The 25706-nt window shown below is 66.4% G+C and carries 22 protein-coding genes; 15 read left to right on the top strand and 7 right to left on the bottom strand.

The annotated features are described in order from the left end of the window. Positions 1–207: 207 nt before the first annotated feature. From EFL26_RS19685 to EFL26_RS19665, 5 genes are all read left to right on the top strand, one after another. A complete protein-coding gene (locus EFL26_RS19685; protein WP_123224626.1) occupies positions 208–1038 on the top strand; it encodes an SDR family NAD(P)-dependent oxidoreductase in 831 nt (276 codons plus the stop codon). Between the two features lie 101 nt (positions 1039–1139). Further along, a complete protein-coding gene (locus EFL26_RS19680) occupies positions 1140–2342 on the top strand; it encodes a PucR family transcriptional regulator (protein ID WP_123224625.1) in 1203 nt (400 codons plus the stop codon). A gap of 143 nt (positions 2343–2485) precedes the next feature. Further along, positions 2486–3547 (top strand): zinc-dependent alcohol dehydrogenase, encoded by a 1062-nt coding sequence (locus tag EFL26_RS19675; protein ID WP_123224815.1) that lies wholly within the window; start codon positions 2486–2488, stop codon positions 3545–3547. Between the two features lie 224 nt (positions 3548–3771). After that, positions 3772–4551 carry an HpcH/HpaI aldolase family protein gene (locus tag EFL26_RS19670; protein ID WP_183408281.1) on the top strand — a complete coding sequence of 260 codons (780 nt, stop codon included), beginning with the start codon at positions 3772–3774 and terminating at the stop codon, positions 4549–4551. Positions 4552–4622: 71 nt separating this feature from the next. Then, positions 4623–5423: an alpha/beta fold hydrolase gene (locus EFL26_RS19665; protein WP_221177064.1), complete on the top strand. Its 801-nt coding sequence runs from the start codon at positions 4623–4625 to the stop codon at positions 5421–5423. Positions 5424–5495: 72 nt separating this feature from the next. Here the strand turns inward: EFL26_RS19665 and EFL26_RS19660 are convergent, their stop codons facing one another. Next, a complete protein-coding gene (locus tag EFL26_RS19660; protein ID WP_123224814.1) occupies positions 5496–6995 on the bottom strand; it encodes an NAD-dependent succinate-semialdehyde dehydrogenase in 1500 nt (499 codons plus the stop codon). A 2-nt stretch (positions 6996–6997) separates the two neighbouring features. Then, the gene (gene gabT / locus EFL26_RS19655; protein WP_123224622.1) at positions 6998–8347 is read right to left on the bottom strand and encodes a 4-aminobutyrate--2-oxoglutarate transaminase; all 1350 of its coding nucleotides are present in this window, start codon (positions 8345–8347) and stop codon (positions 6998–7000) included. A 93-nt stretch (positions 8348–8440) separates the two neighbouring features. Between gabT and EFL26_RS19650 the strand changes: the two genes are divergently transcribed. Further along, positions 8441–9895, top strand: a complete 1455-nt coding sequence (locus EFL26_RS19650; protein WP_123224813.1) for a PucR family transcriptional regulator — start codon at positions 8441–8443, stop codon at positions 9893–9895. Between the two features lie 273 nt (positions 9896–10168). Here the strand turns inward: EFL26_RS19650 and EFL26_RS19645 are convergent, their stop codons facing one another. The 5 genes from EFL26_RS19645 to EFL26_RS19625 form a co-directional block, all read right to left on the bottom strand. Further along, complete coding sequence (locus tag EFL26_RS19645; protein ID WP_123224621.1) at positions 10169–10924, bottom strand: SDR family NAD(P)-dependent oxidoreductase; 756 nt, start codon at positions 10922–10924, stop codon at positions 10169–10171. A 5-nt stretch (positions 10925–10929) separates the two neighbouring features. Continuing rightward, on the bottom strand, positions 10930–11739 hold the full coding sequence (locus EFL26_RS19640) for an enoyl-CoA hydratase/isomerase family protein (protein ID WP_123224620.1): 810 nt from the start codon (positions 11737–11739) through the stop codon (positions 10930–10932). Beyond that, complete coding sequence (locus EFL26_RS19635) at positions 11736–13355, bottom strand: AMP-binding protein (RefSeq protein ID WP_123224619.1); 1620 nt, start codon at positions 13353–13355, stop codon at positions 11736–11738. The genes EFL26_RS19640 and EFL26_RS19635 overlap by 4 nt, the downstream gene beginning before the upstream one ends. A 43-nt stretch (positions 13356–13398) precedes the next feature. Continuing rightward, positions 13399–15714 carry a molybdopterin-dependent oxidoreductase gene (locus EFL26_RS19630; protein WP_123224618.1) on the bottom strand — a complete coding sequence of 772 codons (2316 nt, stop codon included), beginning with the start codon at positions 15712–15714 and terminating at the stop codon, positions 13399–13401. A gap of 244 nt (positions 15715–15958) precedes the next feature. Continuing rightward, complete coding sequence (locus tag EFL26_RS19625) at positions 15959–17407, bottom strand: APC family permease (RefSeq protein ID WP_123224617.1); 1449 nt, start codon at positions 17405–17407, stop codon at positions 15959–15961. A gap of 562 nt (positions 17408–17969) precedes the next feature. Here EFL26_RS19625 and EFL26_RS19620 point away from each other — a divergent pair. The 9 genes from EFL26_RS19620 to EFL26_RS19580 all read left to right on the top strand — a co-directional run. Further along, a complete protein-coding gene (locus tag EFL26_RS19620; protein WP_246000294.1) occupies positions 17970–18425 on the top strand; it encodes a gamma carbonic anhydrase family protein in 456 nt (151 codons plus the stop codon). A gap of 112 nt (positions 18426–18537) precedes the next feature. Beyond that, entirely contained in the window at positions 18538–18981 is a 444-nt protein-coding gene (locus tag EFL26_RS19615; protein WP_221177062.1) for an MmcQ/YjbR family DNA-binding protein, read from the top strand. 69 nt (positions 18982–19050) lie between these two features. Continuing rightward, positions 19051–20706 (top strand): CocE/NonD family hydrolase, encoded by a 1656-nt coding sequence (locus EFL26_RS19610; RefSeq protein WP_221177061.1) that lies wholly within the window; start codon positions 19051–19053, stop codon positions 20704–20706. 404 nt (positions 20707–21110) lie between these two features. Beyond that, entirely contained in the window at positions 21111–22229 is a 1119-nt protein-coding gene (locus EFL26_RS19605; RefSeq protein ID WP_123224615.1) for a nitronate monooxygenase, read from the top strand. A gap of 61 nt (positions 22230–22290) precedes the next feature. After that, complete coding sequence (locus EFL26_RS19600) at positions 22291–22725, top strand: acyl-CoA thioesterase (protein ID WP_123224614.1); 435 nt, start codon at positions 22291–22293, stop codon at positions 22723–22725. Between the two features lie 102 nt (positions 22726–22827). Next, entirely contained in the window at positions 22828–24063 is a 1236-nt protein-coding gene (locus EFL26_RS19595; protein WP_183408279.1) for an NAD(P)/FAD-dependent oxidoreductase, read from the top strand. 27 nt (positions 24064–24090) lie between these two features. After that, entirely contained in the window at positions 24091–24702 is a 612-nt protein-coding gene (locus EFL26_RS19590) for an SRPBCC family protein (RefSeq protein WP_123224612.1), read from the top strand. After that, a complete protein-coding gene (locus EFL26_RS19585; RefSeq protein ID WP_221177060.1) occupies positions 24699–25205 on the top strand; it encodes a MaoC/PaaZ C-terminal domain-containing protein in 507 nt (168 codons plus the stop codon). The genes EFL26_RS19590 and EFL26_RS19585 overlap by 4 nt, the downstream gene beginning before the upstream one ends. A gap of 73 nt (positions 25206–25278) precedes the next feature. Continuing rightward, a partial coding sequence (locus EFL26_RS19580; protein WP_148046779.1) for an SDR family oxidoreductase occupies positions 25279–25706 on the top strand: 428 nt, incomplete at its 3' end.

Here is a 25706-nt window from a genome sequence, read left to right as displayed (position 1 = left end):
TGGTGATGGCCTGCCACGGATCAGTGCCTCCCCAGTCGCCGTTCGACAAACTGAGCAAGGACAGAGGGCGCTTGGCTCTCCTTGGCGGTAGCCGCTCGACCGCCGACTGATCCACGCTCGCATCAGGTCCCAGCCCGTCGTTGCCTGCCGGTCGGCTGAGCCGGGACATCGGAAGACCGTGCGAGGAAGTCGGAGAAGGAGATCAGGGTGAGCAGTGCCGCAGCCGATGGACATCGCGATCCCCGGGTCAGGCGTCCGAAGTACTACCTCGACGGACACGCTGCGATCGTCTTCGGAGCAGGGTCGTCAGGCGCTGGCCTGAGCAACGGGGAGGCGGCAGCGCGGGCATACGCGGAAGCGGGTGCTGCGGTGGCGGTCGTGGACGTCAACGCCGGCGAGGCTGAGCGAGTCGCGAAGGCGATCAACGCCGTCGGCGGCGTGGCAATCGCCATCACGGCCGACGTCACGCGCGAGCAGCAAGTTGTAGAGGCTGTGCGGGGCGCAACTCAAGAGCTCGGTGTGATCGATGTGTTGCACAACAACGTCGGCGTCGCTCGGACGGGCTCGGTGCTTGACGTTGACGTCGAGACGTGGGAAGCGGCTGTTCGTCTGAATCTGACCAGCGCCTACCTCACTGTGCGGCACATCCTTCCCGGAATGCTCGAGGCCGGGCGGGGGGCCATCATCAACGTCTCGTCCGTGGCAAGTATTCGAGACACCGGCTACGTCTACCCGGTCTACAACGCGACCAAGGCGGCGCTCAACCAGCTGACCGTTTCCCTGGCGCTGACCTACGCAGCCCAAGGGATCCGCGCCAATGCGGTCCTGCCCGGCCTGATCGACACCCCCCTGGTTGTCGATCAGATCACTGACGACCCGGCGGCGCTGGCAGCGAGGCATGCAGCCAGTCCGACCGGCCGGATGGGTAGCCCTTGGGATGTCGCGCACGCGTCGGTGTTCCTGGCCAGCGATGCGGCGGCGTACGTCAACGGGGTATGCCTCCCCGTTGATGGCGGCCTCTCCGCACGCTGCATCTGAACGACCCGATGCGGACCGCCCGCGTGTCGGGATTCCGGCCGAAGGACGCCGACGATGAACATCAGGGTCCGTCGCCGTTCCTCTCTCTGTAGAATCCTCAGGTGGCCATCGAGCAACTGCAGCGGGCCGTCGACGAGCTGGCCGAGAGGCTTGGTCGGTCGGTCGTGATCGATGACGCGACGGTCCGCCTGGTGGTCGCCAGCCGGCATTTCGGCGACGAAGACGAGGTGCGCGTTCGTGGCGTCCTCCAGCGGGAAGCGGGAAGAAAAGCGCTCGGGCATGTTCTGGCGCAGGGCGTGACCCACTGGACGACTGCAGGCGTCATTCCACCGCTGCCCGAGATTGGCATGAAGGCGCGGGTGTGTGTGCCCATCCGTTGGAGAGCGGAGTTGCTCGGCCTGCTGATGGTCATGGACGCCGACAGCACCCTGACGACTGCCGAGCTCACCGAGATCACTGCTGCCGCGGCGGACATGGCCCCCTACCTCAAGTCGATGGTCGAGGAGGACGGGTCCGGCGGCGAGGAAGCGGTGTGGGACCTGATCAGCTCCAGCGCTCTGAGCAGGCGGCAGGCGTTGTCAGACCTTGAAGAACGGCACGACCCCACTCGCTTCTCACCAATGGTTGCGCTCCACTTGACGGCTGACGTGCCACGCGCCGCCGCCAGCCATGCGGCGATCGCGCTCACCAGCGGGCTTCGTGTTCAGGCGCGCGATGAACCGGCAGCGTTCCTCTACGCAGCGCATGACAGCACTGCCGTGGTCCTCCTCGGGTTGGGGGGATCCGGTGCTCGTCAGCAGATCATGCGTCGCGCGACGCGGATGGTCGGGCGGATCAACGACCTGAGCGCGCAGCGCTTCGACTGGGTGTGCGGCATCGGAACTGTTGTCGAGGGGCTCGATCTCGCGGTCGACACGGCCGACCAGGCACGGCTCGCGGCGTCAGCCGCCCCGGGCCTGCTACCGGGCCCTGTCGTCCTCTGGGACGAGCTCGGCGCATATGCCTCTTTGCTGCGGATCCCGCCGAGCGGGCGTACTCCGCATGCGCTGCCCAGTGAACTCCGGCGGCTGATCGAGGTCGACAGCGACGGACAGCTCACGAAGACTGTTCGCGCCTATCTGGATCATGGAGGGTCGAGCCCCGAGGCAGCCGATGCCCTTCACATCCACCGCACCACTCTGTACTACCGGCTCGGCCGGGTGCAGGAGCTCGCTGACCTGGATCTGGCGGACGGGCGCACTCGCCTGGCCCTTCATGTCGGGCTCGAGCTCATGTCGATCGCGAACGCCGGGCAACGACCGTAGGAGTCGCGGTCTGCCTACGGATCCTTGTCTCTCGAGGAGCTGGGTCCTGGCTGTCGTGCCTTGCGTCGTGAGTAGTACGGGCTCGCTCGGACCTTCGACGATCGGCGGTACCTGCCGCGGGGAAGCGGGACCACACTTTGGTGATGCGTGCCGTGATCAAGGCTGGCCCTGGCCCAGGTTGTCAGTTCGTGACCGACCGGACTGAACCTTCGCTGGGGTCGGGTGAGGTTCGTCTTGAGGTTGCGGCCGTGTCGGTGTGTGGCAGCGACATGGCGTTCTTCGACCACGGCGATGCTGCCAGCGACCTACAGATGACGTTTCCTCGCACGATGGGGCACGAGTGCGCGGGCACAGTCATCGAAGTCGGTCCTCAGACCGACGGACCAGCGCTGGGAACGCGCGTCGCGATGGAGACTCACCTTCACTGCGGACAATGCTGGTCCTGTCGCAGCGGCATCGGGCACAACTGCGCGCGGATGGACCTACTCGGAGTCACAGTGGACGGCGCATTTGCGGAGCGTGTGGTCGTGCCGGCAAGGAGCTGCTACTTGCTGCCCGAGGAGATCGAGACCAAGACAGCTGCGCTGCTCGAATCCGCTGGAAGTGCCATGCACGGCGTCCTTCGATCCGGCGTCGACTTGGCGGGCGCATCCGTGTTGGTGTCCGGCGCAGGACCGGTGGGCCTTGTCGGAGCGCAGATCGCGAACGCGCTCGGCGCCCGACGAGTGGTCGTGGTCGAACCCAATGAACACCGTCGTCGACTCGCCGAGGCTTTGGGCGTACAAGCCATCCCGCCGGGCGTCGATGCCGTGGCTGCCGCCGACACGACGACGCGAGTGCGAGGCGGCTACGACCTGGTGCTCGAGTGCTCAGGAGCCTTGGCGGCGATGCAGGCGGCGCTGTCTGCCGTCCGTCGGGAAGGCACGGTGGTCGCGGTCGGGTTGGTCAAGGCGAACCTACCGCTCGATGTGACCGAGACCCTGATCACCCGCGGCATCACGCTCCGCGGTAGCTGGGGCCGCTCGATCTGGGACACCTGGGACAGACTCACCGGGCTGGTCGTGAGCGGGAAGGTCGACCTGGAGGGGCTGATCACCCACCGGCTCCCGATCAGCGCCCTTCCGCGCGCGTTGACGTTGATGCGCGGCGACGCCGGGAAGGTCCTCCTTGACCCATCTCTACCAGACGACGTCGAAGGGATCTGATCACGCAGGCGAGACCACTGAAGCTTAGGGAGACGACCGCAGCCTTCTTGGTCAGGCTGGATTGGAGAAGCGACACGTCATGCGATCCGACTGGTCACCTGCAACTGGCGAACACGGACGCGGGGCGTGAGTGTGATGCGGATGCGCGGAGCCAGATGCACTCCAAAGCGGAGCAATCTGTTGCTGAATGAAACGGCATGAACGAGCCACGGAGGTCCAGACAAGTGAACGAGGCACTTCGCGCCAAGCTCGCGGCAAACGAGACGGCGTACGGCCTTTGGGTGACGTCTGAGGCTTCGGCGGTCACCGAGATTGCCGGGGCCTTGGGATTGGACTGGATCTGCGTCGACATGGAGCACGGGTACCTCGACTACCGAGCGATCCAGGGTCACGTCACAGCCGCACGCGGAACCGATCTCACGGTGCTTGTCCGTCCCCCCTCTCAAGAGCTGGAGCCGATCAAACGAGCCCTCGACGTGGGGGCGCACGGCGTCATCGTTCCTCTGGTCAACACGGGCGATGAGGTCCGCGCAGTCAGCCAGCACGTGTACTACCCCCCGCTAGGTCGTCGCGGCATCGGCGGTGAGCGAAGCGTGACCTGGGGCCTCGACCTGACTCGCTACGTCAGGGGCGCCAACCAGGACCTGCTCTTCGTGCCGATGATCGAGACACAAACGGCATATGACAATCTCGACGACATCCTGTCGGTCAGCGAGATCGACGCGGTCTTTCTCGGGCCGGCGGACATGTCCGCGAGCAGAGGGGCTGTCGGTGAGTGGGAGGGTCCTGGAGTTGCCGAGATCAACCTGGACATCCTGGCCCGAGCGCGAGAGCGCGGGATCAGCGCCGGCATCGTTGCGCGAAGTACATACGAGGCGATAGCACGCCGTGACCAAGGCTTCGGCATGGTCTCTCTCGGCTCCGACCTCGGCTTGATGATTCGCCAGATCGGATCGATGACGAGCGCCTTGGGACGCGACAACCTGGTCCACAGTTGGTTCTGAGTCGAAGATCAAGGACCGGAGCGAGCAGGCAGATGGGAAGCAGCGCACCAACGAAACCCGAAAGGGGACCCGTGACAGGCACCAACTTGGTCATGCGCACCTCGGACGGGGTGAACATCGCGTACGACGACGAGGGGACCGGCACGCCGTTCGTGCTACTGCACGGATACGGGTGCAGGCGCGGACATTGGGAGTTCCAACGAGAAGCGCTCTTGGCAGCAGGCCACCGGGTGATCGCGGTCGATCTCCGAGGGCACGGAGCGTCCGACAAGCCCAAGCACGGCCAGACGCTGGCGCGCTTGGGCCAGGACACTCGCGAGCTGCTCGAACTCCTCGACCTCGAGGACGTCGTACTCGTCGGGCACTCGATGGGGGTCTCGGTAGCGCTCGCCATGTTCACTATCTCCGGGTTCGGCCGGATCGCACGGTTTGTCTCCATCGACCAGTCTCCCAAGATCGTCAATGACGAAAGTTGGAGCTGGGGCGTCAAGGGCGTGACCTGGGACAACCTTCAAGACTGCGTGCACTGGCGCGTCAAGTGGAGCAACGAAGATCTGGAACCTGCGTTGCCTGAAGGCTCGGCAATGGCGGAGGAGCCATGGGACTCCTTCGATCACGAAGCCGTCCTCAAACTCTTCGTAGACCACTTTGTTGCCGACTGGCGCGACACGCTTCCCCGCATCCCGGTGCCCACCTGGGTCGTCACGTCGTCCTTCACCAACTATTACCACCAGGAGGGAATGGAGTGGTTCGCGAGTCAAGTTCCGGGTTCGCGCTTCTCCGTCTTCAGGAAGAGTGGTCACAACCCCCACGTGAGTGAGTCGGTCGAGTTCAACCGTCAGCTGCTCGACTTCGCGGCTGCGGACGATTGAGCAGAACCCGTCGGCGACCACAACACCTCAACCTCGGATGTCCGTTCGATCGGCGCGAGGCGATGACTGCCCTCAACTGCCCGGTACGCTCCAGTCCACGGAGAAGTACTGGGTCTCCTGGTACTCGCGGATCCCGTCCCGGGCGCCTTCGCGCCCGATCCCGCTCTGGTTCACGCCACCGAACGGGGCCGACGGATCGGAGACCACGCCGCGGTTCACTCCGACCATGCCGGCCTCGATGCGTTCGGCGAGCTGGAGAGCCCACTTCAAGTCACTGGAGAAGACGTACGCCGCGAGGCCGTAGGCGGTGTCGTTGAGCATCTGCAGCAGCTCATCCCGGTCGCGCCAGGTCACTACGGGCGCGACCGGCCCGAAGATCTCCTCGCGCAGGATCGGAGCGTCAGCTGACACTCCGGTCAGCAGGGTGGGCGGGTAGAAGTGCCCGGTGTCGGTTGGCGCAATCGCCCGGTGGGTGACCCTCGCGCCGCCGAGGACCGCGTGGTCGACCAGTGCGGTGACGTCGCGCACGGCGCTGGCACTGATCAGCGGACCGACGTCGGTGCCGTCACCGAAGGACGGGCCCACCTTGAGCGATTCGATGGCCGCGCCGAAACGCGCAGTGAACTCTGGCTCGACATCGGCGTGCACGTAGAAACGGTTGGCAGCGGTACAGGCCTGGCCACCGTTGCGGAACTTGGCGACCATGGCGCCGACCACCGCGACGTCGAGGTCGGCGTCCGGTGCCACGACGAAGGGGGCATTGCCACCGAGCTCCATCGAAGAGTTCACGATTCGGGCTGCTGCCTGGGCAAGGAGGGTGCGGCCTACGCCCGTCGACCCGGTGAATGAAATCTTGCGGACCCGTTCGTCCTCGAGCCAGCTGCCCACCACTTCGCCAGAGTGCGTGCTCGGCACGACGTTCACCACGCCGTCGGGTGCGCCGGCCTCCGCGAGGATGTCGGCGACCAAGAGCGCGGTGAGGGGCGTCAGCGAGGCCGGCTTGAGCACGACGGTGCACCCGGCTGCGAGCGCCGGCCCGATCTTGCGGGTTGCCATCGCCGCCGGGAAGTTCCACGGGGTGACCAGGGCGGCCACGCCGACCGGCCGGCTTGTGATGATCGTGCGGGTGCCGCCGGCCGGCGCCTCGCCGTACTGGCCGTCGGCGCGGACCGCCTCCTCGGCGAACCACCGGAAGAACTCGGCTGCATACAGAGCCTCAGCTCGCGCGTCTGCAAGCGCCTTGCCGTTCTCCAGGGCGATGATTCCGGCGAGCTGGTCACTCCTGTCGACCATGAGCTCGAACGCCCGGCGCACGACCTCGGATCGCGCCCGAGGCGCCGTGCCCGACCACCCCGGGAAAGCAGCGGCTGCGGCGTCCACGGCCGCCGTGGCGTCCGCTGCGCGGCCGTCGGAGACGGATGCAATGAGCTGGCCTGTGGCGGGCTCTTCCACGCCGAAGGTCTCGCCGCCCGCGGCGGCCTGGCGCTTTCCGCCGTGCCGGATCCCGCGCGCGGGATCCAAGGACGCGACGAGCGACGTCGCAGACTCCTCGAGTTGCGACTGCAGGGTCATCGTCACGGGTGCTCCTCGAAGATCTGCTCGAGGACGTCGAGGCCCTCGCTCAGGAGGTGATCGGGCATGGACAGAGGCGGCAGGAACCGCAGCACGTTGCCGTGGGTGCCGCAGGTCAGGACGACCAGGCCGCGGGAATGGGCGGCTGCGGCTATCGTTCGGGTCAGCTCAGCGTCGGGCTCAGTCGTGCTCGGCCTCACCAGCTCGACGGCCACCATCGCGCCGCGGCCGCGGACCTCGCCGAGGCGCGAGTCCTTGGTCTGGATTGCGGTGAGCCGCTCGACCATCGTCTTGCCGATCGCGCGGGCCCGGTCCACCAGACCCTCGGCTTCGATGGTCTCCAGCACCGCCAGCGCGGCGGCGCAGGCGAGCGGGTTGCCGCCGTACGTGCCGCCGAGCCCGCCCGCGTGCGGCGCGTCCATGATGTCGGCGCGGCCGGTGACGGCCGCGAGCGGGAGCCCGCCGGCGATGCCCTTGGCTGTGACGATCAGGTCGGGCACGACGCCCTCGTGATCGACCGCGAACATCTCGCCCGTGCGCGCAAACCCGGTCTGAACCTCGTCAGCGACGAAGACCACGTCGTTGGCATGGCACCAGTCGACCAACGCTTGAACGAAACCGGAGGCCGGGACGATGAAGCCACCCTCGCCCTGGATCGGCTCGATAACGAGTGCGGCGAGATTCTCGCTGCCGACCTGCTTCTCGATGACGTCGATCGCCCGTCGTGCAGCGGTAGCTCCGTCCAGACCGCCGTCGCGGAACGGGTACGAGAGCGGTGCGCGATAGACCTCGGGGGCCAGCGGGCCGAAGCCGCTCTTGTACGGCATGTTCTTGGCGGTCAGAGCCATCGTCAGGTTCGTCCGGCCGTGGTAGGCGTGGTCGAAGGCGACCACTGCCTGTTTGCGGGTGTGGGACCGCGCGATCTTGACGGCGTTCTCCACGGCCTCGGCTCCCGAGTTGAACAGCACCGTCCGTTTGTCGTGGCTGCCCGGGGTGAGCCTGTTAAGCGCTTCGGCGACGCGGATGTAGCCGTCGTACGGAGTGACCATGAAGCAGGTGTGGGTGAAAGCGGCCGCCTGCGCCGCCACCGCCGTGACGACCTGGGGCGCACTGTTCCCCACGGTTGTTACTGCGATCCCGGAACCGAAGTCGATGAGTGAGTTTCCGTCCACGTCGACCAGGACGCCTCCACCGGCCGCGACGATGTAGACGGGGAGCGTCGTGCCAACACCACGCGCGACGGCGGCGCCCTTGCGCTCCTGCAGGTCGCGGGAACGAGGTCCAGGGATCTCAGTCACGACGCGTCGCTCCTGGGGAAGCCCAGGTCCGCCGTGGGCTGCGTGCTCCGGCATTCGTACTCCTTGTGGTCGTCTACCGAACTCTAGGAAGCGGCCGACGGCCCAGGTAGGGCAGAACTGCACAATCTTGGTCGATATCCTGTGCACATGGTCACCCTTGCCACGATTCTCGACAGGCCGGAGCTCGATCTGCGGGCGATCCATCTCGCGGCTGCGACAGCAGAGGTCCGCTGGGTGGCGACCAGTGAGCTGAAGGACCCGGCTCCGTTCCTGGAGGGCGGCGAGCTGTTGCTCACCACCGGGCTGAAGACCCGAGGCTGGCGTGGTGAGTGGCAGGAGTACGTCTCGCGGTTGGTCACGGCGGGCGTGTCATGTGTGGGCATCGGTACGGGACTGACTCATGCCAAGCCGCCGACCGCCCTGGTTCGCGCGTGCGAGCGGCTCGGGATGAACCTTGTTGAGGTGCCGCGAGCGACCGCGTTCGTGGCTGTCAGTCAGCGCATCGCCCAGCTTCTCGAAGCGGAGCATGCCGAAGCCGCACGCGTCGCTCTGGACCTCCAGCGCAGGCTCACCGCTGCAGCCGTTCGACCACAGGCGACTCACTCGATCCTGCAGACACTGGCCCGAGTGTTGGACGGCGCGGTGTGCACCCTCTCGACGGAGGGCGAGCTACTTGCTTCCGTGGGGGCGGGGCCAGCGCTCATGATGGTCGAGCAGATCGCTGCGGAAATCCGCCGGATCCGACCTCAGGGGCTACTCGCGGCGGCCACGATCGCGGCCGCCGAGAGCACCGTGGCGATCCACCCGATCGGCCTCAGCGGCCGTCCGGCGTCGTACCTGGCCGCGTCCGCCAAAGAGCGGCCGAACGACGCTCAACGTAGTGCAATCGCCGCCGCGGTTTCCCTCCTGGGCCTCGTCGCCGAGCAAGATCGCGCGCGCAGCGAGGCCCGCCGAATGATCCAGGACAAGGCCCTGGAGCTGTTGCTCGCCGGGGAGCCGGAGGTCGCCCAGCTCGTCCTCGATGTGGAGCCGGAGAGTCGGCAGCTTCCAGCCCAGGTACGGTTCCTGCGGCTCGTGGGGCCAGCGGACGCGCTCGAAGACGGCCAGGCGCTTGCCGACGCGCGTGGACTGGTGTCACGAGTGAACGGCGAGCTGTGCATCGTCGCGCCACCGCGGCGGGCGGCCCCACTGGCGGCGCAGATCGCGGCGCGTGGCACGCTCGTCGGGGTCGGTCAGGTGGTTCCGCTGTCCGACGCTCGCGCCGGCTACGAGACCGCTGGGCTCGCGCTTGCGCAGGCGAACAGCGGCAATCGGGTCATGGCCTGGGAGCAACTGATGAGCGAAGCCCCCCTCTCGCTGGTCGACCAGCAGAGAGCGCAGGCGTTCGCCGCATCGTTCCTCGGCCCGTTGGACGGGGAGCAGGTCCACACCTTGCGTTCCTTTCTTCGCCACCACGGATCAAGGCTCAAGGTCGCAGAGGAGCTCGGCATCCACCGCAACACGGTCCGGAACCGCATCGAGGCGATCGAGGCAGCGGTCGGAGGTTCGTTCGATGACCCCCGAATGCGAGTCAGCGCGTGGATCGCACTGCAGGCGCGCTGAGCTCGGGCAGGTCGAGCCACGCAGCTCGAGGATCGAGCAGGCTGGTGTGTGCTCCGGTCGGCCGCCTCGTCTCACAGCAAGCTGGTCGTTTTCGGAGTACACAGTGCTCAGGTTTGGGGGACGGAGTTCGACCCGTGCTCCCTGGATGCCTGCTCCGCGTGCGCCGGTCGTGTCGCGCGAGCACCGCCACTCTGAGCTTCCAGATACGAGATCTGAGCGAGGCAGGCAGGCATCATGCCCGCCGCCATTGTCCGTGAGACGACGGACCACTCCTCAACGAATCGATGAGCCGATGGAGATGCCGCCGTCGACGTCGAGAACAACGCCGGTGATGTAGCCAGCGTTCCTGGAGCACAGGAACGCGGCCGCCTCGGCGATGTCGGTCGGATCGCCCGTGTGGCGTTGCGGGATCTTGCCGATCAGCTTCTCCCGAGCCTTGTCGTTCATGGACGCGAGCATCGGAGTCTCGATCAGACCCGGAGCGATCGCGTTCGCGGTCACGCCGTCCCGGGCTGCCTCCAGGGCCAGTCCGCGCGTCAGCCCTACGATCCCGGCCTTGGCGGCGACATAATTGACCTGTCCGAAGTTGCCCCGCCAGGACATCGACGACATGGACAGGATGCGCCCGTAGCGCTGCTCGCGCATGTGGGGCAGGACCGCCCGGCTGCAGTAGAACGCACCGGTGAGGTTGACGTCCACCACGGTGTGCCAGTCCTCGTCTGAGATCTGCTCCACCCGGTTGTCTCGGATGACCCCTGCGTTGTTGACGAGAACGTCGATGCGGCCGTGCTGGCCGAACACGCTGTCGATCCAGGCGCCGACCTCGGGGCCTGACGAGACGTCGACGACGTGCGCGCTGGCCGCGAGCCCACGATGCTCCAGCGCCTTGGACTGCGCGGCGGCAGCATCGCCGTTGACGTCCGCCACGGCGACGTGGGCGCCTTCCTCTGCCAAGCGTTCGGCGATCGCTCGGCCGAGGCCCTGCCCTGCGCCCGTTACGAGGGCGACCTGCCCCTGGTATCTCTCCATCGTGCTCACCTGGCCTGGTTGCTGCGCTCGGAACCGGTCACGAAAGTGCGGACGGCGTCCGCGACACGCGTCTCGTCCCAGTGCGTGCGAAACGCCTCCAGCTCAGCTGAGAGCGCTGCGTGGGTCGGGACATCGTCAAGGGCGGCCAGCAGTTGTTTCATGCGTGCCTGGGCAGGGCCGGCATGGGCGGCGAGCAGGTCCGCCTCCCTCTCACCAGCAGCATGGAGCTCGTCATGGGGCACGGTGGCGAACGGCCAGCCACAGCTCTTGAGGACATGTGCCGGAAGAGAGGCACCCGTCAACATGAGGTGCCGGGCCATGGCGTCACCGACCCGTCTTGCGAGGCGCACACTTCCGCCTCCCGCCGGAATCAGGCTGTTGCGGACATGCCCATCACCGATGAGCGTGTCGTCCGCGGCGATGACGACGTCACAGGCGAGGGCGAGCTCGATGCCGCCGGCGATCGCGTGACCGTGCAGGAGGGCCACCACGGGGAGGCGGCTCCGCTCGATGCGGGTGAACAACGCGGACACCTGTTCCAGGAAGGTGATCGGATGAACGCCGTTGTCAGAGAGGCCCAGCAGGTGGCGCAGGTCGGCACCGGCGCAGAAGCTCTTGCCCTTCCCGGCGATGACGAGAACGTGCGTGCTGGGATCGTCCTCCGCGTCCGTCAGGGCCGAGTCGAGAGCGGTGACCAGCTCCTCGTTGAGGGCATTGCGACGCGTGGGCCGGTTCAACCACAGCCAACGTGCTCGACCGCGGTTCTCCACCAACAGCACCTGATCGCTGGGCTCGTCAGCCGCGAGGCGATTCACTGCGGCTCGCCGCTGCGCTGGCGGAGAAGATACCGCTGGACCTTGCCGCTCGGTGTCTTCGGCAGCGCATCGGTGAAATGGACCGCACGGGGGTACGCATGCGCCGCGAACTTCTCCTTGACCCACCGCTGAAGCTCGACGGCCAGCGCCTCGCCGGCTGTGTAGCCGGGCCGGAGTGCCACGTGAGCTTCCATCACCTCGCCGCGGATCTCGTCGGGGACCGCCACGACCGCTGCCTCCGACACAGCGTCGTGCTGGCTGAGCACGGACTCCACCTCGAACGGGCCGATCCGGTATCCGGCCATGATGATGACGTCGTCATCCCTGGACGAGAAGAAGTAGTCGTCCTCGACGTCGACCTTGGCCAGGTCGCCGGTCAGGTAGTAGCGACCGTCGGCCGCGAACTTGTCCGCGCTGGGAGATGGCTGCTGGTAGCCGGCGAAAGTCATCAGCGGGCTTGCCTCGATCTCCACGGCGAGCCTGCCGAGCTCACCCATTGGGGCGACGTCGTCGGATTGCTGGTGGAGGACGACGACCTCGAACCCCGGCAGGGCCCGACCCATCGAGCCGGCCTTGGGTTCTCTTGCCAGCTGCGGATGATGGCAGTTCCCGAGCAGCATCCCGATCTCGGTCTGGCCGTAGTGGTCGTGCACGCGGATGCCGAGCCTCTTCTCCGCCCAGACGTTCACCTCGGGCGTCAGTGGCTCTCCCGCGGAGGAGGCGCGCCTGAGACCGAGCGTGGTGTCGCCGTCATCAGAAGCGCGAAGCGCTCGATAGACGGTCGGTGCCGCGGTGAAGTTGGTGACCTGGAGAGCCTTGAGCACCTTCCAGGTGGTGGCCGCATTGAACGCACCCTTCACCAGGATGCTCCTCGTGCCCGCAGCCAGGGGAGCCGCGACTGCCGAGTAGAAGCCGTAGGCCCATCCCGGGTCCGCCGCGCACCAGTAGTTGTCGTCCGCCGTGACGTGCAGCCCGTGCTCGAGATAGCTCTGCCAGGCAGCGACATGGTGAAGGGGATGGATGACGCCCTTGGGGGTGCCGGTCGTCCCCGAGGTGAACATGTGCACGATCGGCGCGTCGCCGCCCGTGAGTGGACTGAACGCAGAACCGTCGCTGCGGAGCAGCGCGGCTAGCGTGACATCTGATTCACGAGCCGCGCTCTCGTCGGCGATCACCACGCGCCAGGGCCTCTCGGCCGGCATGTCCGGCCCCGGGTCCAGCTTGGCCCGCTGACCGGCATCGGTCACCACGACCACGGCGCGGCTCCGCTCGAGGCGCGACGCGATCGCTTGTGGGCCGAAGGCGGTGAAGAGTGGAACGTAAACGGCGCCCGCCCGCCACGTCCCCAGCACGGCGGTGAGGAAGTCCAGCCCCTTGCCCATCAGCGTCGCCACGCGGTCTCCGGGCTCGACGCCGAGCTCGACGAGCCCGGCGGCGAAGTGGGTGGACCGGCTCCTCAGGTCACCGAAGGTCACGTCCGATGCAGACAGATCTTCGTCGACCACGGTGAAGGCGACGGCGTCCTCGGGGTGCCTGTCACACATCAACCAGATGGCAGATACGTCCTCGCGGAAGTCGCGAAGCAGCGCGCTCACGCGCTCCGTCGGTGAAGACATTTGTGCTCCTTTTGGGGTGCGTCAGGGAGTTTGATCCACCCGTTCAACGGGTGGGTGGTTCGACATCTCCGCGCGCGACGAAGGCCGGGGGCTGGTCCACGGTGATCGGTGGGAGTGGCCCTTCCCAGCGCTCGACTTCCACGAGCGCATGCTGGGCCGTCGTGCCCTGAGAAAGCCGCGAGGAGGGCAGGTCCGCGGTGAGGACGTTGGGATTGCCGTGACGGCAGAATGAAGGATCCGACGGGTCGGGGTCGTACCAGGCGCCGGTAGAGAGCTGGACGACGCCGGGCCGCAGTGCATCGGACACGGCCAGGCCAGCCAGGCAGGAGCCCCGGTCGTTGCGGATGAGGACCGCGTCTCCGTCTCGCAGACCACGGGCGTCAGCGTCGGACGGATTCATCCGAACGGGTTCCCGGCCCTGGATCTTGCTCTCCCTGCTCGTCGTACCTACATCGAGCTGGCTGTGCAGCCTCGTCTTCGGCTGGTTCGAGATGAGGTGCAGCGGATACCGCCGGTTCGTCTGGCCGAGCCATTCGCGCGGTTCGAGCCAGACAGGGTGCCCCGGGCAGTCGTCGTACCCGAAGGAGTCGATCGTCTCCGAGAAGATTTCGATCCTGCCCGAGGGCGTGGCGAGAGGGCTCGCTAGCGGATCAGTCCGGAAACTTGCGTGGAGGACCTGACCCGGATCGGGCACCGGAATCTCGATGTATTCGCTCCTCCAGAACTCATCGAACGGCGGCACCGGGTAGCCCTTCCTCGACAACCGGTCCCTCCAGTCCGAGTAGAGATGCTCGAGCCACTGCTGGACCGTGCGCCCCTCGGTGAATGCCTGGTTCAGACCGAGACGTTCTTCGAGGGCCGCGAAGATCGCGTAGTCGTCCCTCGCCTCACCGACCGGACGGGTGAGTGCCGGCATGGGAAAGAAGTGCGGATCGTTGCGGCCCGCGCCGAAGTCATCCCGCTCGATTGTCATGGTCGCCGGCAGCACGATGTCGGCGTGCCGGGCAGTGCTGGTCCAGAACTGCTCGTGAACGACGACGGTCGAAGGTCGCTGAAACGCGCGGCGGAACCTTGTCAGGTCCTGGTGGTGGTGGAAGGGGTTGCCGCCGATCCAGTACACGAGGTCGATGTGCGGAAAGCTGACCTCGATGCCGTTGTAGGGGACGCGGGTACCCGGGTGAAGCAGCATGTCGGCGATCCGTGCGACAGGGATGTACGAAGCCTCGTTGTTGGTTCCCTGCGGCAAGGCCGGGGGACTCAGGACTCTCCTGGCGAGACCGACATCGGCGGAGGAACCATAACCGTGCTGGAATCCACCCCCCGGCAGACCGATCTGGCCCAGCATCGCTGCGAGCGTGACGCCCAACCAGATCGGTTGCTCGCCGTGGTCCTGTCGCTGCATCGACCAGCTGACATTGATCATCGTCCGCGACCTGGCCATTCTCCGGGCCAGGCCAGCGATCGTGTCGGAGGAGATCTCGGTGATCCTCGTGGCCCACTCCGGAGATTTCGGCTGGCCGTCACCCAATCCGCGGACGTAGGCGATGAACCGGTCATATCCCACGGTGTAGTTCTCGAGGAACTCCGCGTCCACGAGCCCTTCCGCATCCAGGGTGTGAGCCAGGGCCAGCATCAGTGCGGCATCGGAGCCGGGCCTGGGGGCGATCCATTCGGTGTCGGCTTCGGCGAACCCGTCGTCACGAATGGGCGTGATGTCGATGAAGTGGCAGCCCGCCTTGCGTGCGCGCTCCACCTCTGCACGAGTCGAGTGTCGAGCAATCCCCCCTGGACCGATCGCCGAGTTCTTCTCGGACAGCCCGCCGAAAGAGATGAACAGGTCGGTGTGCTCGCAGATCACGTCCCACGTCGTCGCGTCCGCCATGACCTCGGCCGGCGAGGCGCCGATCACGTGGGGGAGGAGAGCACCCGACGTCCCGTAGCTGTAGTCGCCGACGCCGGCAACATATCCACCCAGACAGTTCAGGAACCGGTGGATCTGGCTCTGCGCGTGGTGGAAACGACCCGCGCTCGCCCAGCCGTAGGAGTCGCCGTACACAGCTGAGGAGCCGTGAGTGCCATAGACGCGCTGCAGCTCCCCGCTCACGAGATCAAGTGCTTCGTCCCAGCTGACCTCGATGAAGGGTTCGTCCCCTCGACCGGTTCCGCCGGGGCCCCGTTCCAGCCATCCCTGCCGGACGGCGGGCCGCCGGACGCGTGCTGGATGGTGCTGGCTTGACGCGACGTTGTGGATCACGCGCCGCGGATCCGGATCACCGTCCCAACCGGTCACAGCGTGGAGGAATGTCCCGTCGGATTCTGCTTCGAGCAGGCCGAAATGGGTGAGATGACGCGATCTCATGCGGTCAGCGTCCCCTGGACCGGGGGCACCGAACTCGTCGACATGCGGCTGCTCCCCTTCTGCTCGACGATCATCGGCAACTGCCTGTTCACGACCCGGCTGGGGAGGATGACAAGTCGGTGCGGCATGTTTTCCACTGAACGCTAGATCTGCGCCGGCGCGCACTTGGGATATCTACGGGAAGTCGGGTGTGATGTCTGGAGTCCACCAAGGACGCTGCACCCGCGTCGCGGCGGGTTTCCCGTCACTGGCGGCCGATGCGCTGGTAGACCTCGGGTCGCGTGCGCCGGTACACGAAGGCCAGAGCGATCCCGCCGAGGAGAGTGGCGGCGATCACCACCAGCAGCAGGTTCGAGACCGCCTGCGACCCGCCTGTCAGGAGGGTGAAGTTCTTGACGCCCAGCGCGATGGTGGCACCCAGGCCGACCGCGGCAACGACAGGCAGCACCACCCGGTGCACGGCGCTCTCCTCGCTTCCTTCCTTGCGCATGTATCGCATCACAGCGGCATTGCTGAGGAAGAACACGAGAAGTGCGGTGATCGACGCGATTCCAAGGATCGCTGCATAGAAGGCCAAGGGCTTGATGCCGAGGATCAGCACCGGCACGAAGATGACGGCCGATGCGATCGTGAACACCACGGATGAGACGTGCGGCGAGCCGTGGGTCTTGTGGATCCCGCTCAGCGCGCGCGGAAAGATACCGTCCGCGCTGAGATTGAATGCGTACCTGGCGCCGACGTTGTGAGCACACAGCAGAACCGCGAACGAGCTCGTGTTGACCAGCACGTTCGCGGAGTCTGCCGCGAACCTCCCGCCGAAGTGCCGCAGGCTTTGGTGCATGACGCCCTCAGGATCACCTGTCACCAGGGCCACGACATGGTCGACTCCAACGGCGTTGATGAAGAGCCAGGCCGTGACGCTGTACAGGATGCCCGCCGCGGCGATGACACCGTAGGTCGCACGAGGGATGGTCCGATCAGGGTCCCTGACCTCGTCACGGAACAGCACGGCGACCTCGAACCCGCCGAACATGCCCATGGCCAGCAGAATGCCGATCGAGAACGACCCGTCGAACAGGTGGCCCGGGGAAAACGGTGCAGAGCTGAGGCCGGACGCTCCGCCTCGTCCAGACACCCCGAGGTCGTACACGGCGACCACGATCAGCTCGAGGAACAAGAGCCCAGCGGTGATCCTCGCTGAAACGTCGATGCGTAGGTACCCGAGGATGCCGGCGACTGCCCAGAACACGGCCCCCCAGATCCACCACGGTGCGTCGGGCCCGTGCAGGGTGTCCGTCACGAGCGCCCCGAGCACGATGCCGCCAAACGCGATCGTGCCGACGGCGACGCAGTAGTACGCCCCCAGCATCACGAGGCCGGCGCCCAGGCCCACTTCGCGCCCCAAACCGGCGGAGATGAAGGAGTAGAAGGCGCCCGGCCGGGGAAGTGCCTTGGACATCCGGATGAACCCGTCAGCGAAGGCAGCCAGGATGAGGCCGGAGATGATGAAGACGAGAGGGGTTCCCACCCCGTTGCCGACGATCAGCATCACCGGGATGACACCGATGATGACCACCAGCGGCGCGTTGTAGGCCATGATGCTGAAGAACAGCTCGAAACTGCCCATGTTGCCGTGCAGTCGCGGGCTCTCCTCATCCGTGATGATCTGGCCGGGCGTCGTCGGTGCGCTCATTCGGTCTTCCTTCCTTGCAGGTCACTCAACGCTGCACGCGGCGGACCGTGCACGAGCCCCGGTGGCGGACGGGGATGTTGCCCGAGCGGTCTGCCGCTGCGTGTCGATCGTCAGGCGGTCGTCCTCTGAGTCTGAGGTTTGCTGTCATCGGGCTGGAACCAGCGCATCTATGAGGGATTCGAGCAGAGTTGGTGAGATAGCCAATACTCAGCCCATTTCCGTCTGTCCACAACGCGTCGAACCCGGCGGGGCAGCCGCGTCACCAGGTGGTCACCGCATTTTCGTGAGGCTTCCAATGGAAGTGATGTCCCGGTCAGCCTTCACTGATTCCGGTCGCTCGGCTCTCCGTCCACGTCGGTGGGGGCGGGAGTCACGGGCATCTGCCTGGCGCCCAAGGCCAGTCGGGTGGGTGGAGAACGTGTCGCGATGATGACGAACAAACGGCGCGGCGTGGTCAACCCGAACCCGCACCGCCATCCAAGGAGGACCGACAGTGGAGCTGGCTATCGAGGAACGCCTTCCGCGGATCGATACGACTGCATGGGTCGCACCCAACGCGTACGTGATCGGCGACGTCACGATCGGGCCACGGTCGAGTGTCTGGTACGCCGCCGTCATCCGCGCGGACCAGGAGCAGATCACGCTCGGAGCCGAAGTCAACATCCAGGATGGTTCGGTGCTCCACGCCGACGCGGGGTTGCCGCTGACCATTGGGGACGCGGTCACGATCGGGCACGGCGTGAAGCTCCATGGCTGCCAGATCGAAGACTCGGTGCTCGTCGGGATGGGTGCGATCATCCTGAACGGAGCTCGGGTGGGGCGTGGCTCGATCGTCGGCGCCGGGGCGGTTGTCAGCGAAGGGGCGGTGGTGCCGGCCGGGTCCCTGGTCCTCGGACTGCCCGGTCGCGTGCGGCGTACCACGACGGCCACCGAGCTGGAGTCGATCCGTTCGAACGCGACTCACTACGTAGAGCTCACCGACCTCCATCGGAATGCTATCCATCGAGGGAGTGAGTGACGGCCGTGGACAACAGTCGGCAGCATGACTCGAACAGCCGGCCCGTGCCCGACTCTGCCAAAGCCGACCGGGGATTACGGTTGGCGGGGTTGCGGCGCATCCTGGAGGACCGATGACCGATTCCCCATGGGGATCGGCCACCGAGCTGGCGCCGATGACCGGTGCCGATCTTCACTGGTTCGCCTGGTCGGTTGCGTTGGATCTGCCAGGGGTCGCCCAGAGCCGACCGTTCGGTCCGGACTACGAGGTGTTCAAGGTCGGCGGGAAGGTCTTCGTGATGACTACTGTCGTGCGCGGCACTCCGATCGTCACTCTCAAGTGCGAGCCCGAGCACGCGGTCGCGCTCCGGCAGCAGTTCGGGACGATCACCGCCGGCTACCACATGAACAAGCGGCACTGGACCTCCGTAGCGGCGGGGGCCGGTGTGTCACGTGGGCTCGTCGAGGAGCTCGTCAGGAACGCTTATCTCTTGGTCGTCGATCGCCTTCCACGTGCGAAGCGACCTGACCTACCTTCCGCTCGGAACCTCCACGAGAGCAGCCCGACCTCTTCGTAACAACTGCGATGTCCGGCGCATCGCCATGGACGTAACGTGCCTCCCATCCAGCGACCAGGAGGACTGCAGATGGCGGACGTGGCGATTGAGTACGACGTGCCTGTCCCGATGCGTGACGGCGTCGTGCTCCGGGCAGATGTCTACCGTCCGCAGGGTGAGGGTCCGTGGCCGGTGCTCGTGGCGCGGACGCCCTACAGCAAGACCGACCACTACGAGCTGCAGTTCCTGGACCCCCTGCTGGCCGCTCGGCGGGGCTTCATCGCCGTCGTTCAGGACGTGCGTGGGCGTTTCACCTCTGAGGGCGAGTTCGTGCCGCTGGTCAACGAGGCGGCCGACGGCGCTGACACGATCGAGTGGGCTGCGTCGTTGCCCGGCTCCTCCGGAGCCGTCGGGATGTGGGGGCTGAGCTACCTGGGCAACGTGCAGTGGCAGGCTGCGTCCCGCCAGCCGAGTGCGCTGAAGGCGATCGCCCCCGAGCGCACGTTCCGCGACCCACGTACGACTCTCGGCTTCCGGTCCGGCGCCCATGAGATGGGACTCGTTCGGAGCTGGGGGATCGGGATGGGCTTCGACGTGCTGGCCCGCCGGTACGCGGACGACGAGCAAGAGCTGATGAAGCAGCTGCTCAGCCTGGCTGGGGCCGCCGATGGGATGCCGGGACCGACGTACCTGGAGCTCCCGACGGGCGTGGACCCGGTCATCGCTCGGTACGACCTTCCAAACCTGGCGGACCCGGCGGTCATGGCAGCCGGTGACGTGACGGCGCTGGAGGAGAGCGTGACCGTCCCCAGCCTGCACGTCGCGGGTTGGTACGACCTCTTCGTCCAGGCGACGATCGACAACTATGTCGCGGCGGCGGAGCGCACACCGGCGAAGCTCGTGGTCGGCCCCTGGAACCACGTCGGCCAGGCCTCGCAGCAGGGTGACATCAACTTCGGGCTTGCCGGCAACGGTTACGTGATCGACTACGCGACCTCGATCCTGGACCTGACCTTCGACTGGTTGCACTCCTGGCTGACGACAGGTGAGGCACCGGGCGACGATCTGCCCGTGATGGTCTACGTGATGGGTGCCAACGAGTGGAGGTCCGAGCCTGCGTGGCCGCTGAGCAGGGCGGTGGACACGCAGTTCTATCTCGGCGCCGAGGAGGACCTCACCTCCGAACAGGGCGCAGCCCCGGTCGCCCTCACGTTCGAGTACGACCCTGAGAATCCGGTGCCGACCGTCGGCGGTTCCACGGTGATGCCGCACCCGCCGTCGGGTGCGTTCGACCAGCGCATCGTCGAGGAGCGTCCCGACGTCCTGGTCTTCACGAGTGAAGTGCTCTCCGACGACATCGAGGTCACCGGACGAGTGACGGCCACTCTGACCGCGGCAACCGACGGCCTCACGACCGACTGGGTGGTGCGCCTGTGTGACGTGCACCCGGATGGCCGGTCCTACAACGTCGTCGACGGGATCACCCGCGTCCAGGCGCAGCCGGGCAAGGCCTCAGCGGTGGAGGTCGATCTGTGGTCGACCAGCATGCTGTTCAAGAAGGGCCATCGGATCCGGGTGCAGGTCACGTCGAGCTGCTTCCCGCGCTGGGACCGCAACCCGAACACCGCTGACGGGCTCCGGACGGGCGAGATGCGTGTGGCGAACCAGACCCTGCTTGTGGGAGGCGGAACCGGATCGTTCGTTTCGCTGCCCGTCGTACCCGGGAGCAGCCGCGGCGAGTCTTAGGTGGTGGGCACGCCGACCCGCGCGCTGACGTCGAGGACGAACGTTCCGAAGATGCCAGGTGGTCGGCGATAGGTTCGCGCTGTCGAAGAAGGTCACCCGGGCTCCAGAGCTGCGTCGCGATCGGGCCGGTTCGCAACTCTCGAGCACCCGCGGTTGACCGCCGCGGGATGGGTCGCGGAAGCTCGGGACCCTCTCGAAATGGTAGGCCCGGCCGCCCCGGTTGAACGGATTCACCAGTTCGAGCGGCAGCGATGCAGCGCGTCTTGGAATGTCTTCTGCACCGGCGCGGAGTCTTCGTTGATCGACCAGTGCCACCGTGGCCGCTCGTCGACCTAGCCTCGTTCCAGAACTTCTCGGCAGCTGCGCAGGCTCCGAGCCGCTGCGACTCGAGGAACAGAGATCACATGAGAACCCCCATCGCTCAGACACTCGACATCGAGCTGCCGATCTTCGCCTTCTCCCACTGCCGGGACGTCGTGGCTGCGGTCACGAACGCCGGTGGCCTGGGCGTGCTCGGTGCTGCCTGGATGACTCCCGACGAGCTCGACATGTCGATCGAGTGGATCGAGAAGGAGGTCGACGGCAAACCGTTCGGTGTCGACCTGGTCTTCCCCGGGACTGCCATGGAAGAGGAGAAGAGCCCACAGGAGTACCTCGATTCCATTCCGGCCGACTACATGTCCTTCGTGACGAGGCTTCTCGATGAAGGTGGTCTCAGCGATCTGTCGCCGCAGGATCGGGACGCGTACATGGTGGAGAACGCGCGGAAGATGGCGATGACCAACAAGAAGAGTCAGGACCAGTTGGACGTCACCCTTGCCCGCAGCTCGGTCGGGCTGGTGGTAGGCGCGCTCGGGGTGACCCCCGGATGGGTCGTCGAGAAGGCGCACGCCCAGGGTGTCCAGGTCGGGGCTCTGGTGGGTACCGCAAAGCATGCCGCCCGACAGCGTGAGGCCGGTGTGGACCTAATCGTGGCCCAGGGAACGGAGGCCGGAGGAAGTGTCGGCTCGGTGGCGTCGATGGTCCTGTGGCCGCAGGTCGTCGAGGCCGCCGCGGGTGTCCCGGTACTCGCAGCGGGTGGAATCAGCAGGGGATCGCACCTTCTCGCGGCGCTCTCGCTGGGTTGCCAGGGCGTCTGGATCGGATCGCTGTGGCTGGGGACCGTCGAGAGCGAGCTCAGTGACGAGATGCGGGACCGGCTCTTCGCGGCCGAGTCCGAAGACGCGACCGTCGCCCGTGTCATGACGGGTAAGCAGGGCCGAATGCTTAACACGAAGTACGTCGAGGCCTGGCAGTCGCAGGGCGCCCCCGAACCGCTCGACTGGCCCATGCAGTCGATCCTCAACGGGTACTCGTACAAGCGGGCCGAGCGTGCCCGCAACCTGGACTACTGGACCTACGCCGTCGGTCAGGTCGTCGGCGACATGAAGGGTCAGACGACCGTACGGCGCGAGATCGAGCGCATGCTGATCGAGTACAGCGATGCGCTCGAATCTCTCTCGAACGTGACCGAGCTCGAGTGACCAGGCGTCCCCGGGCAACGGCGCGTACGTCCCGGCAGCACGCGGCCCAGGATGGGTCCTGATGCGCCGAGTGCTGGAGCACCGGGTTCGCTACCACGAGGCCGATGCCCAGGGCTTCCTCTTCAACAGCCGTTACCTGGAGCTGGCCGACGTCGCGATGACGGAGTTCTTCCGGGCACTCGGCTTCCCGTACGGTCACCTGGTCTCCTCGGGCGCTGACCCCTCGGTGGTCAAGGCGGGCGTCGAGTTCAGGCGTCCGGCTCGGTTCGATGAGGTCCTCGACATCGCGGTCGCCTGTACCAGGGTCGGGCAGTCGAGTTTCGACCTCGCCATGGTCGTATCCCGTGCACAGGACGTCGTCGCCGAGATGCTGCTGACCTATGTCAATGTCGACGCCCGCAATGCGACCTCCCGCCTGCTCCCGGACGGTGTCGCGCAGGCCCTGCGCTCGGACCAGTCCGACAACGGCGGAAACGGCTTGGAGATCCACCAATGATCCACCAGATCCCTCGCGATGGAACCAGTGGTGACTCGCCTCTCCGAGGCGCATGCTCCTCATATAGACCCTCGCCGGCCCTCACCACGAAGGATTGACGCAATGACGACTCCTCCGGCTGCTGCGAGCACGATCGTTGTCGGCGCAGGCATCGTCGGTGCCGCCACCGCTCTCTACCTCGCACGCGCTGGCGTGGAGGTCACGTTGATCGAGCGGTACGAGCCAGGCGCGGGTGCCTCCGGGCGTAACGCCGGCTACATCTCGATGATCACTCGTTCTGCTGGGCCTCAGCTCGAGCTGGCACGGTTGTCGCGCAAGCTCTATCCCGAGCTCGCCGATGAGCTCGACGACTTCGAGTTCAGGGCCAATGGGGCCTTGGTCTACTACTACGACGAGCAGGTGCCTCTGATCGAGGGCTTCGTCGAGCGTCGCCGTGCAGACGGCTTGCCGATCGACGTCGTCGACGGAGACCGCGCCCGCGAACTGTGTCCGTTGCTCCCGGACGAGGTCATCGGCGGCATCCACAGCAGGAGCGACTGCTACATCCACCCCGGCAAGCTGGTGGAGGCGCTGGTGGCCGCTGCCGTCAAGGAGGGCGCTCGACTCGTCATCGACGACGCCGTGGAGCTCCAGGTGGATTCTGGTCGATGCATCGGTATCCGGACGGCCACCGGTCTGCTCACCGCCGACACTGTCGCGCTGACTGCCGGGTCCTGGACAGCCGAGCTCATGACCCGGGCGGGTCTGCCCTTCCACCTCCTGCACATGCGCATGCAAATGGTCGAGACCGCACCGATCGACGATCGCTTCGACGTGGCCGCTTACGGACCAAGCCTGTTCCACGAATACGCCTTCGTGCGCGAGCTTCCGGGCTACGACGACGACATCGTCCTCCACCCGTTGCAGCAGATCATGCCCGAGGTCGGACTGCTCGAGCTCATCTGCCAGCGGGCCGATGGGCGCCTCTGGCTGGGTTGTCCGATCGAATTCGTTGATGGACCGGACGCCTCGCCCGCGCCCACGGTGGCCGGGATGGCACAGACCTTTGGAGTCCTGGGAGACCACGTTCCTGCCCTCCAGCACCTGGCGGTCGAACGGACTTGGGGCGGAATCGCCCCGCAGACCGGCGACGGGCTTCCGGTCATCTCGGCGGTTCCAGCCCTCCCGGGCCTCTTCGTCGGGTCGGGTCTTGCCTATGGCGCCACGGTGGGTCCGGCGAGCGCCCGCGTGCTCGCCGACCTGGTCATCGGTCGCGAGCCAGACATCGACGTTGCCGCCTTCCGTTACGACCGCCCGGCCATCACCGAGGGCATGGCCCGCTCGGCCACGCTCGGCTGAATCACGATCGAACACAGGAGACCGTCTATGGCCAGCCGCAAGGCGGACTGGAGCAAGCGCACCGCCAACAAGACAGCTGGCACGACCGTCAGCGTCGCCGATGTCGTGACGATGCCGACGACGCCGGACGTGGTGTGGAACCGGCTCGAGAACGTGCCGCTCGTCGCGTCGTGCCTACCTGGGCTGGACCCGGCGACGCTTGTTGCCGTCGGTCCCAACGCCTTCAGCGCACGCATGACCAATACGGTCATGGGGATCAGCGCGCACTGGGACCTCTCGGCGACCATCAACCCCGAGCCCGATCTTCGCGTTCTCAACGTCGTGCTCAAGGGCGACGACTCAAGGCTCAACATGAAGCTCGACGGTATCGCCGTGGTCCACGTCCGACCCGACGACACAGGCCGGGCATTGCTCGACTACACCGCCAACCTGCGCGTCGACGGCAGCATGGCGGCAATGGGGGGCCCGGTCATCCGGTCGATTCTCGGCGATGCCATCGCACAATTCGTAGCGGTCGTAGGCGGTCAGGATCGGGTGCGGCGGTCGCTCTTCGCCCGGCTCCGCGAGCGGGCGGCGGACTGGTGGGCGCGGGTGACGCGGAAGACCCGAACCAGCATGGCAACGAAAGGCACCCCGTGACCGCAAACTCGGCAGTCGAGCCTGCGCGTACCCCTGTAACGCGCGGCATGTTCCTCACGGAGTTCTCAGTGGGTCAGTCGTGGGTGACCCCTGCGCGGACGATCACCGAAGCTGATCTCGTCAACTTCGCGGGCCTCTCGGGCGACTTCAACCCGCTTCACACGGACGAGGAGTTTGCTCGTGGCACCCAGTTCGGCGGAAGAATCTTCCACGGTCCCGGAGTCTTCTCGGTCGCCATCGGCCTGGAGTCGAGGTTGGGGATCAAGGAAGGCACTGCGATTGCCTTCCTCGGGATGTCGTGGAATCTCCGGCGTCCCGTGCGCATCGGCGACACGATCCGGGTCGAACAGCGAGTGGCTGAGGTTCGTCCCTCCACCACCAAGCCCGATCGCGGCGTCGTCACCTTCGACGTCTCGGTGGTGAACCAGGCCGGCGAGGTCTGCCACGACGGCCAGTGGTTCGTCATGTTCCGCCACAACGGGGGGACCGCGGCCGTCGGTTGACGATCCGGCGCCGGCGGGCCAGGGCGCGTCGGTCCACTGACACTCACAGGAAACGAGATCTACGTTGTCTTCCATGAACAAGCACACCGCCGCGATCACCGGAGCCGGCTCCGGCATCGGTCGAGCCATTGCCGAGGCGTTCGTCACGGCAGGTTACGAGGTGTTCGCGAGCGACGTCTCCCAGGGCCGTCTCGACGAGACCGTCAAGGAGCTCGGCGACCCGGCCAACCTGCACACCCGACAGGTCGACGTCAGTGACTACGAGTCGATGGAACGATTCGTCGAGGAAGCAGCATCGCTCGGGGGAACGCTCGATGTGATGATCAGCTGCGCCGGAGTATTCGACGGTTACGCAGATGTCGCGGAGACCACCCCGGAACTCTGGTCGAAGGTCATCGGAGTCAACCTGACCGGGGCGTTCTACGCCTGTCGCGCTGCCGCGCTGCGAATGGTGCCGCAGAGGTCCGGTCGGATCATCGTGATCGGTTCGGTGGCGGGCCA

It is taken from the genome of Nocardioides pocheonensis (assembly GCF_003725535.1).
Classification (GTDB): Bacteria; Actinomycetota; Actinomycetes; order Propionibacteriales; family Nocardioidaceae; genus Marmoricola; species Marmoricola pocheonensis.
Note: the sequence above shows the minus strand (reverse complement) of the source record. Positions and strands in the feature narration are given on the sequence as shown.

Coding starts and splice junctions, on each gene's coding strand:
- EFL26_RS19675 (WP_123224815.1), top strand. CDS start 2,486: ATGCGTGCCGTGATCAAGGCTGGCCCTGGCCCAGGTTGTCAGTTCGTG.
- EFL26_RS19660 (WP_123224814.1), bottom strand. CDS start 6,995: ATGACCCTGCAGTCGCAACTCGAGGAGTCTGCGACGTCGCTCGTCGCG.
- gabT (WP_123224622.1), bottom strand. CDS start 8,347: ATGCCGGAGCACGCAGCCCACGGCGGACCTGGGCTTCCCCAGGAGCGA.
- EFL26_RS19650 (WP_123224813.1), top strand. CDS start 8,441: ATGGTCACCCTTGCCACGATTCTCGACAGGCCGGAGCTCGATCTGCGG.
- EFL26_RS19645 (WP_123224621.1), bottom strand. CDS start 10,924: ATGGAGAGATACCAGGGGCAGGTCGCCCTCGTAACGGGCGCAGGGCAG.
- EFL26_RS19635 (WP_123224619.1), bottom strand. CDS start 13,355: ATGTCTTCACCGACGGAGCGCGTGAGCGCGCTGCTTCGCGACTTCCGC.
- EFL26_RS19630 (WP_123224618.1), bottom strand. CDS start 15,714: ATGAGATCGCGTCATCTCACCCATTTCGGCCTGCTCGAAGCAGAATCC.
- EFL26_RS19625 (WP_123224617.1), bottom strand. CDS start 17,407: ATGAGCGCACCGACGACGCCCGGCCAGATCATCACGGATGAGGAGAGC.
- EFL26_RS19615 (WP_221177062.1), top strand. CDS start 18,538: ATGACCGATTCCCCATGGGGATCGGCCACCGAGCTGGCGCCGATGACC.
- EFL26_RS19610 (WP_221177061.1), top strand. CDS start 19,051: ATGGCGGACGTGGCGATTGAGTACGACGTGCCTGTCCCGATGCGTGAC.
- EFL26_RS19605 (WP_123224615.1), top strand. CDS start 21,111: ATGAGAACCCCCATCGCTCAGACACTCGACATCGAGCTGCCGATCTTC.
- EFL26_RS19600 (WP_123224614.1), top strand. CDS start 22,291: ATGCGCCGAGTGCTGGAGCACCGGGTTCGCTACCACGAGGCCGATGCC.
- EFL26_RS19595 (WP_183408279.1), top strand. CDS start 22,828: ATGACGACTCCTCCGGCTGCTGCGAGCACGATCGTTGTCGGCGCAGGC.
- EFL26_RS19590 (WP_123224612.1), top strand. CDS start 24,091: ATGGCCAGCCGCAAGGCGGACTGGAGCAAGCGCACCGCCAACAAGACA.